Below are 11,849 nucleotides of genomic sequence, written 5' to 3' on the forward strand. Positions count from 1 at the left end.
CCCGTGCGGCACTTGTGCCGATGGGCCAATGTGCGGGGCCCGCCCGTACCGAAGGATCCCCACCCTCACCGACCGCACGCCGTCCCATCGACGTGCCACACGACGTGCCACTCGTCGTACACGAGGACTCATGGGCCCTGGAACGGGAGACGGCGGCGGCGCGCTGACCGGCTACACGCGCACGTCGCCGCACAGGTGGACCCGCAGCCCCAGCTCCCGGAACATGGTGGCCTTGGCGCGCAGCGCCTTGTCGGCGGTGTCCGCGTCGGGGGCGTAGGCGACGTTGAGGTGGTTGGCCTTGTGGCGGGCCATGAACTGGTCGCGGGTCACGCCGTGCAGGACCGCGTGCATGATGGGCCACTCGGGGGTGGTGGCGTCGAGGCGGCGCCGGGTCTCCTCCTCGGGCAGTTCGACGACGGTCGCGCGGCCGAGGTCGGCGTGGAGCACGCCGTCCATGATGAAGACGCGGGACCAGACGATCTCGCCGGGCTTGGACACACCACTGAGCGTGCCGCCGCCGAGCGGGAAGAACATGGGTGGTTGCCGCTTGGCGTACGACTTGTCGTAGCCGCCGTGGTGGGAGGCGGGCACGGAGCCGGAGATCTCGAAGACCCAGACGAACCGCCCGTCGTACTCCTCGCCCCAGCGGATGTCGTGCAGCGTCGTCGCCGGGTCCAGGCCCATCGCGGTCCAGACGCGGTTGGTGGCCAGGGAGTCGACGGCCACGCCCTCGTCGACCTCGTTGAAGTGCGGCAGCGCAGCGCCCACGTACAGCTCACGGGAACCGTCGCGGGAGCGGACGGCGGGGCGTTCGACGTTGTTGAGCAGGCCCTCCGCGAGGTCACTCGCGGGGACGGTGTCCTTGAGGCCCTGCTGGTACTGGATGCCGACGGCGTCGAGGCCGAAGTCGTCGGAGAGGCGCAGCGCGGCGACGTACATCTTGAACTGGCTGAGCAGTTGGGCGTCGGTGAGTTCGGTGGCCTCGTCGGTGCCGGTGTGGAAGGTCATGCCGGCGGCGTCGAGCCAGTCGCGGACGGCCTGCGCCTCCGCGTCCGTCACCTTGTTCATCTCGACGACGAGCGCGCTCTGCGACAGGCGTTCCTTGTAGATGCCGAGGGCGTTGAGGAGTTCGTCGTCGATGATGGCGTTGTACATGCCCATGCAGCCCTCGTCGAAGACGCCGATGACGGCCTTCTCCTCGCGGAGCTGGCGGGCGAGTGCGGTGCCGAGTTCCGTCTCGGCGTCCGCTTCGAGCGGGGGCAGGTCCCGTACGTGGCTGGTGTCGTGGGTGAGGCTGCCGGTCTCCAGCCAGGTGCGCAGCCCTTCGCGGGCCCAGTCGTCGGTGAAGTCCTCGCTCCACAACACCGAGTGGGCGACGCCCGCCTTGGTGAGGCTGGCGGTGAGGTTCAACAGGCCGACGAGGCCCGGGAATTCGCCGCTCCAGTTGGCGACGACGAGGATCGGGCCACGGTGGCCGCGCAGGCCGGCCAGCACGTGGTGACTGTACTGCCAGACACCCTCGACGACGATCAGCGGCGCGTCCGGCGGGAGCTTCTTGAAGACCTCTATCCCGGCGCGCTGACTGTCGATGAAGCCGTGCCCCTTCGCCTCGTCGACGGGGTGGCCGCGGCGCACGCCCCGGCCGAGGTCGGCGAGCGCGGCGGCCAGGTCCCCCTCCAGCTTCCGCTGCGAGGGCCAGCCGGTGATGTTCGCGGAGGGGCGCAGGTCACCGCTGGCGACGGTGTACACGACGCCGGGCTCGGCGGCGGGCAGGGCGAGGGGGCGGGGCAGGGCATACGTCATGCGGTAACTCCCATATGAGTGCTACGAGTTGAGGCGATTCAGCGAGTCAGCGGGTTTGGAGGTCGGCCAGGGCGTGCGCCACGTCCGCCGACGCCGGGTAGAGGTCGCGGTACAGCGCGTACAACTCGTCGTAGCGGGCCGTCACTTCGGGGCGCGGGGCGAGGCGTTCGGCGACGGGGTTCCAGTCGTCGATGCGGGCGTCGTCCGTGACCAGTTGCGCGGCGAGCAGCGCCCCTCCGTAGGAGGCTCCGACGGACGTCGTCCGCACTTCCTGCGTGCGCCCGGTGACGTCGGAGACGATCTGGGTCCACAGCCGCCCCTGCGTGCCGCCTCCGACGGCGACGACGCGGCGGATGTCACCTCCCGCGGCTTCCAGCGCCTCGATGTTGTGCCGCACACCGAACGCGGTGGCCTCCAGGGCGGACCGGTACAGGTCGCCGCGGGTGTGGCCGAGGGTCAGGCCCGCGATGACACCACGGGCGCGCGGGTCGTCGACGGGGGTGCGTTCGCCGGCGAAGTACGGCAGCATCAGCAGGCCGTTCGCGCCGGGCCCCGACTTCTCGGCGAGGCCCAGCAGTTCGGGGTAGTCGACGTCGCCGAACAGGTCGCGCAGCCAGCTGGTGACGGCGCCCGATGTGGCCATGCCGCCCGCGAGGTTGCGGGTGCCGGGCAGTGCGCCGACCGTGCTCCACAGCGCGGGGTCGCGCAGCAGGTCGGGCACGGTGTGCACGAGGAACATCGTCGTGCCGTACATCAGCATCAGGTCACCGACGCCGTGCGCGCCGACGCTGAGCGCCTCGGCCCAGGCGTCGACGGTGCCGGTGGTGACGGGGATACCGGGGGGCAGCCCGGTGACGCGTGCGGCCTCAGCAGTCACCATGCCGGCCGCCTCGCCTGACCAGCGCAGCGGCGGGAGTTCGAGGCCGGGCGCGATCCGCTCGGTCCACGGCACGTACCAGTCGCGGGCCAGGGTGTCGTAGAGCGGGGTGCACTGGCTGGCGGAGTGGTGATCGAGGACGTAGGCACCGGTGAGCTTGCGGGCCAGCCACGAACTGGGCATTTGAAGTGCTCTCCTCCCTTCGCAAGCTCAGGAAGGAGATTCCTGCCTACCTTGCGGTGGTGGGTTTGACGCCACTGGTGGCGCGCCTGACGACTGCCCTTCCGGCAGCCGGGACGAGCGCGTGGCCCGTCCGGTATCGGTGAAGCACGGTGCGCGCGGCGTTGTGGTCGGCGTTGCCTTCCCAGCCGCACGCGGGGTTGTTGCACACGAACTCCGCCTGACTGCGGCGGCTGCCCTCGGTGACGGTGTGACAGGCCGAGCACTCCAGGGAGGTGCCCGGGGCAGGGACCTCGGCCAGGATGCCGCCACGGTCGGCGACCTTGTACGCCAGCAGCTCGACGGTGCGTCCCCATGCCTCGCCCAGGATGGACCGGTTGAGTCCGGCCTTCTGCCCGACGCCTCGGCCCGGATTCTCCTCGGTGCCCTTGGCGGAGCGGGTCATGTTCGTGATCCGCAGTGCTTCGACGACCACCGTGCCGTACGTGTTCGCGATCGCGGTGGTGGCCTGGTGCTGCCAGTCGTCGCGTCGGCGCTTGGCTGTCGCGCGGAGACGAGCGATCCGGTCGTAGGTGTACTGCAGGCGATGGCTGGTGCGCTCGCCCTTCGTGTGGTGCGCCTTGCGGCGCGCGGCCCGCTGCTCGTGGTGCAGCAGCCGGGCCTGTTCCTGCTTGCTGAGCCACTCGCCGTGGTCGATGCTCGTGCCGTCGGACAGGGCCAGGGGAATGGTGACCCCGGCGTCGATGCCGACCTCCGGTCCGGGATGGGCGGCGGGCTCGGGGACCAGGGTGGTGACGCGGAAGGCGATGTGCCAGCCCAGCGCGTCCTTGACGAGACGGGCGCCGGTGATGCGATGCTGACTGTCCGCCCGTTTGCCGGCCGGGAGATCCTTGGTCCAGCGGAAGCGCACGCGGCCGACCTTGGGAATGTTGACCATGCCCCAACGTCGGTGCACCCGCTGTACGTGCAGGTCGCGGCCCTGGGGGATGTCGATGCTCATCTTCGTACGGAGTCGCGCCTTGAACTCCGGGGCGGACGCGTGGCCCTCCCAGCAGTTCTTCCACGCCTGGAAATAGCACTTGAGCACTGCCTGGGCGGCCTGTGCGGGCAGCAGACCGAGCCAGTCAATGTCTTTGCGGCCTTGCCGGATGACTGCGTCGGCCGCGGCCAGGGTCCGCTGCGCCTTGGGCAGCATGGTCCACCAGTCGTGCAGGAGGTTCCAGGTGGTGCGGGCCGCATGCCCCTGGCCGTCCAGGACCGCCGCCTGATCAGCAGTGAGCGCCAGACGGGCCCGATGCCCGAACTGCCGCTTGACCAGACCAGGTTGGCCTTCCCGCCGCCTCATGGGAAAGGACGCTAACAACGGCCCATGCCCCTGGCATGCGCATGAACCAGATGTGCCGGAATTGATCGCACCGCACCCCAGAAGTTTCGGATTCATGCGGCTTCGATGGCCCCATGCGCAGCCCTTTCCCCGTTCGACAAGTCCGAGGAAACCTTCGACGGCAGCGACCTACGACCCGAGCGAGCATGGTCCAGCTGCGTCAGAGCACCACCCCGGCGATCCGTGTCCGCCGTCTGAACCCACCGACCGCTGCGGCGCTCCGCGCCGCCACCATCAGATCGGTTTCACCTCCGCCGTGAACGGCGGAGCCCTGCCAATGAACTCGGTAGAGCGTGAGCTGTTCGGGGGCCAGGTTCTCCAGCGTGATCCGGGCACCCCGGCGGAACGGCATCGGCCAGTACGCGTTGAGCCCGCCGTTCGGGTTGGCGGCCACCGGGATGGAGCTGACCTGGCTGAAGACGTTCCAGCCGTTGCAGAAGAAGTCGCCGAGCGGGACCTCGACGGCCGGGGTGTCCTCGCCCTCCCAGTAGAAGCGCAGCAGCGTCTGACGCCAGGCGGTGTGCGGGGCCGTGGTGCACCAGATGTGGGTGATCGTGCCGGGGCCCTCGATGTCGGCAAGCTCGACGGTCTCGCCCGCCGCGATGTCGATGCTCGGCGAGACCTTCCAACCGCGGCCGAGCCGGCTCGCGGCCCGCGCGCCGGTGCCCTCGGTCGCCATGCCGCCTGCGCCCTTGGCGCCCGTGAAGTTCTCCGCGCTGATCGAGCGGGTGACCGCGCTGGTGGTGCGGGCGAGGCCGGTCAGTCCGGGGGCGATGCTCATCGAAGCTCCGTCGTTTGAAATCGATTTCGCGCGACATCGCGGAGGTTCTCTCCGTCAATGTCTGGAATGCCGAGCTGAGGAATCCGCACCCGTCGCGGGTCGCGGCCAAACGTCTTGAAATCCGTTTCACGGGAACGTAGGTTTCCCGCCAGACGCTGTCAAGAGTTCGCGTGGGAACGGGAGTTGGACAGGCGGACAATGACGGCACCACCGGGCACAGCAGGGATCGCGGGGCCGTCTCCCCCGCCTGGACGAGGGGCTGAGTGAGAGGTCTGTGGCGACGATCTACGACGTGGCGCGCGAGGCCGGGGTCTCCCCCGCCACCGTGTCGCGGGTCTTCAACGGCGGCCGGGTCACCGCGGAGCGCGCCGAGACCGTGCGCGCCGCCGCGGCCGTCCTCGGCTTCGCGCCGAACCGGGTCGCCCGCTCCCTGCGGATGCAGCGCGCCTCCGTGATCGGACTGATCATCCCGGACATCGGCAACCCGTTCTTCACCGCGCTCGCCCGCGGTGTCGAGGACGCGGCGCAGGAGACGAACCTGTCGGTGGTGCTGTGCAACACGGACGAGGACGTCGACAAGGAGCACCGCTATCTGGAGGTGGCCGCGGCCGAGCAGATGGCCGGGGTGATAGTCGCCGCCGCCTCCCGCCACCGCACCGACCTGTCCGCGCTCGCCGACCGGGGCACTCCCGTGGTCGCGGTCGACCGGCGCCCGCGCGGCGCCTCCGTCGACGCGGTGATGATGGACAACCGGCACGGCGGCGAGGAGGCCACCGAGCATCTGCTGGCCCGCGGCTACCGGCGCGTCGCCTGCATCGCGGGCCCCGAGGGCGCGTCCACGTCCGACGAGCGCCTCGCCGGGTACCGGGCGGTGCTGCGCGACCACTTGGGCGACACCGGGCTGCCGGCCGAGCCGCCTCCCGAGTACGTCGTGCACGGCGACTTCCGGGTGGACGGCGGGCGCACCGCGATGGAGCGGCTGCTCGCGCTGCCGGAGCCGCCGGACGCCGTGTTCGTGGCCAACAACCTGATGACGGTGGGCGCGCTCGCGGCGCTGCGCGAGGCGGGGCTCGAACCGCCAGGCACCGGACTGCTCTCGTTCGGCGACGTCCCCTGGCCGGAACTGGTCACCCCGTCCCTCAGCTCGGTCCAACTCCCTTCGTACGAGCTGGGTTTCGCCGCCGCGCAGTTGTTGCAGGAACGCATCGCGGGAACCGCGAAGCCGCTCCAGACGGTGGTGCTGCGCACGTCGCTCCAGATCCGGGAGTCGACAAGCGGCCCCGCACCCGACTGACCACACAGGCACAGGCACAGAAGTACATCGGAAAGCTCGAACGAAAGGACCCCCGCATGACGCGCATCGTCCGCTTCGCCGACGACACCGGGACCGTGAGGACAGGCATCGCCGACGCATCCGGCGCGATCCGCAGCTTCGACGGGGCGCCCCGCGTCGCCGACCTGCTGCGGCTTTCGGTCGACGGGCTACGGGAGTTGGTCGAGGCGACCGCCTCACACCAGCCCGACGCCGCCGAGGCCGACGTGCTCCTGCTGCCGCCCATGGACGGCCTGATGGAGCTGTGGGCGGCCGGCGTGACGTACGAGCGTTCGCGGGAGGCCCGCGTCGAGGAGAGCACCGAGCAGTCGGTGTACGAGCGGGTCTACGACGCCGACCGGCCGGAGCTGTTCCTCAAGGCGCTGCCGTGGCGCCTGGTCACGGACGACGAGCCGATCGCGGTGCGGGACGACTCCGAGCTGAACGTGCCGGAACCCGAGCTGGGCGTGGTGTTCAACGAGGCGGCTCAGACGGTCGGTTACGTGATCGTGGACGACGTCAGTTCGCGCTCCATCGAGGGCGAGAACCCGCTCTATCTTCCCCAGGCGAAGATCTACGCCGGGAGCGCCGCGGTGTCCTCGGGCATCGTCCCGGTGTGGGAGGTCGACGCCCCGCAGGCGCTGAAGATCTCCATGACGGTGTGGCGGGACGGGGCCGCCGCGTTCCGCGGAGCGATCTCCACGGCCGCGTTCCACCGCTCGCCCGAGGAGCTGGCGGAGTACCTGTGGCGGTGCCAGCCGTTCCCCGACGGCGCGGTGCTGTCCACCGGCACCGGCATCGTGCCGGAGATCGACTTCACCCTGCGGGCGGGCGATCTGGTCGAGACGGCGATCGACGGGGTGGGCGTGCTGACCAACCATGTGTGCGTCGGCCGGGCCGAACTCGACTGGCTGGTCGAGGCGGTGGACCGTCCGCTCGCGCGCCGCGCCGTGCGTCGATCGGGTTCCGGACGGGCCTGACGTCCCCCGTTCACGCACATCCCTACGGCGTCCCGAACCACCGGTTCAGCGCCGCCTCCAGTGCCTTCGCGTCGTCCGCGTCGCCGTGGCCGCCGGTCCAGGCGACGTGGGTGTCGGGACGCAGCAGCATGCCCGTCGCGTCGGTGCCGTCCGCCGTGCCGGTGATGACGTCGACCCGGTCGCGCCAGGGCTTCGCGACGTCGGCGTATCCGCCGCCGAGGTCGAGGAGCAACGGGCGTGCGGTGGCGGTCAGTTCGGCGAGCCGGTGGGTTCCGGTGGCGGTGTGCAAGACGAGGTCGGGCGCGAAGCCCTCGGTGGTGCCGGCGACGAGGTGGGCGACGCGTTCCGTGCCCGCGGGTGTGTCGAGGAGCTCGCCGAACACGGTCCGCAGCGCGGAGACCTCCGGTCCGGGGCGCAGCAGCGCCGACTGGGCGAGGGTCGAGTCCACGACGCGTTCGGCGACGGGGCGGCGCTCCTCGTCGTAGGAGTCGAGGAGACCGGTGGGCGCCCAGCCGCGCACTGTGGCGGCCAGTTTCCAGCCGAGGTTGACGGCGTCCTGAAGTCCCAGGTTGAGGCCCGGGCCGCCGATCGCCGAGTGCACGTGGGCCGCGTCCCCGAGCAGCAGGACGCGCCCTTCCCGGTAGCGGTCCGCGAGCCGTGTGTTGCCTCCGACGAGGCGGCGCAGCAGGTGCGGCCCTTCGCCTTCCGGCGGGAGTACGGGCAGGGGTGCGCCCAGGACGCGTTCGGCGCTGTCGAGCAGTTCCTGGAAGGTCATCGGCGCGGACCGGTCGTCGTCCGGTGACTCGACCTCCGTGGTGTGGATGATCGCGGGGCGGCCGGGCAGTCGGGCCCAGACGATGGTGCCGCGCTCGGTGCGCACGTACATCGTGGGCGGCAGCGTCCCGTAGCCGGGGACGGTCAACTCGCCTTGCGGGCCGAGGTGTTCCTCGCGCACGGACACGTTCGCCGAGCGTGACACGAAGTCATCGTTGGTGACTCCGGGAAAGCCGATGCCGGCCAGGCGGCGCACGGTGCTGCGTCCTCCGTCGGCCGCCACCAGGTATCGGGTGGTGAGGTGTTCGCCGCTCGCGAGGGTCACCCGGACCGAGTCGGCGTCCTGTCGGACATCGGTGACTTCCTGGCCCATGCGCAGGTCGACGCCGAGTTCGGTGGCGCGTTCGGCGAGGACCTTCTCGATCCGCGCCTGGGGTGCGGGGAGGATGGCGACCGGGTTGTTCTCCAGCCGGTGGAGTTCCAGGGGGAACGCGCCGAACATGTAGCGGGGCGCGGGCCTGACGGGTTCGTCGGAGCCGCTGATCCGGGCGTAGAGACCGCGCCGGTCCAGCATCCGCACGACCTGGCCCACCAGCCCGTTCGCCCGGGGTTCCGTCTTCGGCCCGGTGAGCCGCTCGATGACGACCGGGCGGACGCCGGCCAGCGCCAATTCACCGGCCAGCATCAGGCCGTTGGGGCCGCCGCCCGCGATTATCACGTCGAACATGGCATGTCTCCCTAAAGGTTCAAGGCGTCGGTAGGCCCGCGGCCAGCATCGTGAGGGCCGACGCCAGCAGGCCCTCCATGGATTCCTCCGTGTCGCCGTGCAGGAACAGGTCGAGCGCGGCATCACTGGCCGCCGTCACACTCGCGGCCACGAGGCGGGGGTAGAGGTCGACGTCGACGGACGTGCCCGTGCGGTCGGCGATCGCCGCGGCCAGCTCGCTCTCCGCGACCTTGCCCGCCCGCAGCATCTCGGCCTGGAGCGCCGGTTCGGCCATCATCACGCGGAGTCCCGCCGTCCAGTCGGCCGGCTCCTGCGGCGGCAGTTCCCGCACTTCGGGGCCCGGCTCGCGCCGCCTGAGCATCGCCTGGGTGATGACCTCCCACAAGGGCTCGCCCTCCGGCGCGGACCGCACGTCCTCGGCCACCCGCAGGGAGCGGCGGAGGTGCCGGAAGGCGATCGCCTCCGCCTTGCTGGAGAAGTAGTTGTTGAAGGTGCGCGGCGAGACGCCGACCGCCTCGGCGATGTCCTCGACCCGGACCTCGTCGAGCCCGCGCTCCACGGTGAGCCTGACCGCGGCCCAACTCAACGCCACGCGTGTGGCTTCCTTCTTGCGCTCCCTCAGTCCGCTCATGACACCAAGGTAGCAAACATTGCGCACCACGCAATAATTCGCGCCACGCAATAATGCGTGGCACGAAACTATTGTTCCTGTCGGCTCCTGCCGCTCACAGCCAGGTCGTCGCCAGACCCGCGGCCACGGCCCCCGCGCCGATCAGCACACCGTTGAGCGCGACCTGGCGCTCGCCCCGGCTCAGGTGGAGGCGGGTCGCGGCGATCTGGAGAGCCACGAATCCGACGGCCGCGGCCAGTGCCAGCCAGGGTGCGATCCCCGTCAGCGGCGGCAGTACGAGGCCGAGCGTGCCGAGCAGTTCCAGCGCCCCGATCGCCCTGACGGTCCGCATGGGCGTGTTGTCCACCCAGGCCATCATCGGCCGCAGTTGCTCGCGGCCGCGGACCACTTTGAGCCCGCCCGAGTAGACGTAGAACAGGGCGAGAAGGCCCGCGACGATCCAGTAGGCGACGGACACCGCGCTCATGCCGCACGCCCCGGTCGTGCGGCAGGCTCGACAGCGGACGGTACGGCGGGAGCGCTCTTCGGCGCGCGGGGCTTCGGTTGATCGGTCATGCACCGATTCCACCGCCGGGGCTCGCGATCCGTCCAAGACCCGTTTCGCGAGGCCGATACCGTACGGGTATCGTCCCCGCATGGAGCTACGCGCGCTGCGCTACTTCGTGGCGGTCGCCGAGGAACTCCACTTCGGCCGGGCCGCCACCAGGCTTCACATGAGCCAGCCGCCGCTGAGCCGGGCGATCAAGCAATTGGAGAGCGAGGTCGGCGCCGCGCTGTTCGACCGCTCCCCCGCCGGTGTCACGCTGACCGGGGTGGGGGCCGTACTGCTCGACGAGGCGCGCACCCTGCTGGAGCGGGCCGACCTGCTCTGCGTCAGGGTGGCCGCGGCGGCGGGGGCCGCTGCCCTCACCGTGGGTGTGCTCGGTGACAGCGCCGATCCGGACGTGAACCGGCTGGCGGCCGCCCACAACCGCCGGCATCCGCGCGTCGAGGTGCGCGTCCGCGAGACCGACCTGACCGATCCCACCTGCGGGCTGCACGCCGGTCTCGTCGACGTCGCGCTGACCCGGGGCCCGTTCGACGAAACCGGCCTGGCCGTCCGCGAGTTGCGCGCCGACCCGGTGGGCGCCCTGCTGCGCTCCGACGATCCGCTGGCCGGCCGCGACAGCCTGGCCCTGGCGGAGCTGGCCGACCGCCGCTGGTTCGTGTTCCCGCCGGGCACCGACCCGGCCTGGCAGACGTACTGGAGCGGCGGGCGGCCCCGCGAGGGCCCGGTGGTCCGCACCGTGCAGGAGTGCCAGCAGGCCGTGCTCTGGAACGGCACGGTCGGCATGACACTCCTCGGTCACCGGCCGGCGCGGGGGCTCACCGTGGTGCCATTGAGCGACATGCCGCCGAGCCGTGTGGTCGCGGCGTGGAGCGACGGCGACACCAACCCGCTGATCCGCTCGTTCGTCCAGCTCGCGACCACGACGTACCGCTCGTGACCCGGGCTCTCTACAGTCCGAGTGCCGGGGCGAGTTCCCGCAGTGCGGGCAGCGGGTCGGCGGACGGGTCGTCGCCGAGGACCTGCACGACGACCTGGTCGGCGCCCGCGTCGAGGTGTGCCCGTACGCGGGCGGCGACCGCCTCCGCGTCGCCCATCGCCACCATGGCGTCGGCCAGCTTGTCCGAGCCTCCGATGACGACGTCGGACTCGTCGAATCCCTGACGCAGCCAGGAATTGCGGTAGTTGGGAAGCTGCGAGTACATGTGCAGGTGCTGGTGCGCGCGCCGCAGCGCGGTCTCCCGGTCCGTGGTGAGCGCGACGCCCTGCTCGCTGACCACCCACTTGTCGGCGCCCAGCTGCTCGCGGGTGCTCGCGGTCTGCTCCGGGGTCACCAGGTACGGGTGCGCCCCGTCGGCCGCCTTCCCGGACAGCTCGATCATCTTCGGGCCGAGGGCCGCGAGGAGCCGCGCCGGGCGCTGTCCGTCGGGCTCCACCTCGGCCGGCACGGCGTCCATGGTCCGCAGGTACTCCCGCATGGTGGCGAGCGGCTTGCTGTAGGAACCGGCGTAGCTGTGCTCCACCAGCGGGGCGTGGCTGACGCCGAGGCCGAGCACGAACCGGCCCGGGTGCAGCGCGCCGAGCGTACGGGCGCCCGCTTCGCTCGCCGGGGCGCTGCGGGCGTGGATGTTGGCGATGCCGGTGCCGACCACCAGGCGTTCGGTGCCGCCCAGCAGGGCGGCGGCCTGCGTGAAGGTCTCCTTGCCTCCGGCCTCGCCATAGAACAGCGAGGCGTAGCCGAGGTCCTCGATCTCACGGGCTCGGGCGACGACGTCGTTGATCGGCCACCGGTCACTGGTCCACCAGACGCCGACACGAGAGCTGAAATTGATGTTGGCCATGCCCCCGAGGCT

At 71.1% G+C, this 11,849-nt stretch carries 10 protein-coding genes and 1 pseudogene; 3 read left to right on the forward strand and 8 right to left on the reverse strand.

The features are described from left to right. Positions 1-171 precede the first annotated feature (171 nt). The 4 genes and pseudogenes from ACP4E5_RS05150 to ACP4E5_RS05165 form a co-directional block, all read right to left on the reverse strand. On the reverse strand, positions 172-1,803 hold the full coding sequence (locus tag ACP4E5_RS05150; RefSeq protein ID WP_425825511.1) for a fucose isomerase: 1,632 nt from the start codon (positions 1,801-1,803) through the stop codon (positions 172-174). Positions 1,804-1,849: 46 nt separating this feature from the next. Beyond that, positions 1,850-2,875: pseudogene (locus ACP4E5_RS05155) on the reverse strand (FGGY-family carbohydrate kinase); the annotation flags it as partial. 34 nt (positions 2,876-2,909) lie between these two features. Further along, entirely contained in the window at positions 2,910-4,205 is a 1,296-nt protein-coding gene (locus ACP4E5_RS05160; RefSeq protein WP_425825512.1) for an RNA-guided endonuclease InsQ/TnpB family protein, read from the reverse strand. Positions 4,206-4,404: 199 nt separating this feature from the next. Further along, entirely contained in the window at positions 4,405-5,025 is a 621-nt protein-coding gene (locus ACP4E5_RS05165; RefSeq protein ID WP_425825513.1) for a DUF2961 domain-containing protein, read from the reverse strand. Positions 5,026-5,299: 274 nt separating this feature from the next. On the opposite strand from ACP4E5_RS05165, the gene ACP4E5_RS05170 reads away from it, so the two are divergent. Together ACP4E5_RS05170 and ACP4E5_RS05175 are read left to right on the forward strand one after the other, a co-directional pair. After that, entirely contained in the window at positions 5,300-6,319 is a 1,020-nt protein-coding gene (locus ACP4E5_RS05170) for a LacI family DNA-binding transcriptional regulator (RefSeq protein ID WP_425825514.1), read from the forward strand. 56 nt (positions 6,320-6,375) lie between these two features. Next, positions 6,376-7,317, forward strand: coding sequence for a fumarylacetoacetate hydrolase family protein (locus ACP4E5_RS05175; RefSeq protein WP_425825515.1), 942 nt, complete (start codon positions 6,376-6,378; stop codon positions 7,315-7,317). Between the two features lie 22 nt (positions 7,318-7,339). Here ACP4E5_RS05175 and ACP4E5_RS05180 read toward each other — a convergent pair whose 3' ends face one another. From ACP4E5_RS05180 to ACP4E5_RS05190, 3 genes are all read right to left on the reverse strand, one after another. Continuing rightward, positions 7,340-8,818, reverse strand: a complete 1,479-nt coding sequence (locus ACP4E5_RS05180) for an FAD-dependent monooxygenase (RefSeq protein WP_425825516.1) — start codon at positions 8,816-8,818, stop codon at positions 7,340-7,342. Positions 8,819-8,837: 19 nt separating this feature from the next. After that, a complete protein-coding gene (locus ACP4E5_RS05185; protein ID WP_425825517.1) occupies positions 8,838-9,449 on the reverse strand; it encodes an acyl-CoA-like ligand-binding transcription factor in 612 nt (203 codons plus the stop codon). A 94-nt stretch (positions 9,450-9,543) separates the two neighbouring features. Then, entirely contained in the window at positions 9,544-9,906 is a 363-nt protein-coding gene (locus tag ACP4E5_RS05190; protein ID WP_425841097.1) for a DoxX family protein, read from the reverse strand. 178 nt (positions 9,907-10,084) lie between these two features. Between ACP4E5_RS05190 and ACP4E5_RS05195 the strand changes: the two genes are divergently transcribed. Next, complete coding sequence (locus ACP4E5_RS05195) at positions 10,085-10,936, forward strand: LysR family transcriptional regulator (RefSeq protein WP_425825518.1); 852 nt, start codon at positions 10,085-10,087, stop codon at positions 10,934-10,936. Between the two features lie 10 nt (positions 10,937-10,946). On the opposite strand, the gene ACP4E5_RS05200 is transcribed toward ACP4E5_RS05195, so the two are convergent. Continuing rightward, entirely contained in the window at positions 10,947-11,837 is an 891-nt protein-coding gene (locus ACP4E5_RS05200) for an LLM class F420-dependent oxidoreductase (protein WP_425825519.1), read from the reverse strand. Between the last annotated feature and the right edge of the window lie 12 nt (positions 11,838-11,849).

This window comes from Streptomyces fractus, assembly GCF_049844455.1.
In the GTDB taxonomy this organism is placed as follows: domain Bacteria; phylum Actinomycetota; class Actinomycetes; order Streptomycetales; family Streptomycetaceae; genus Streptomyces; species Streptomyces fractus.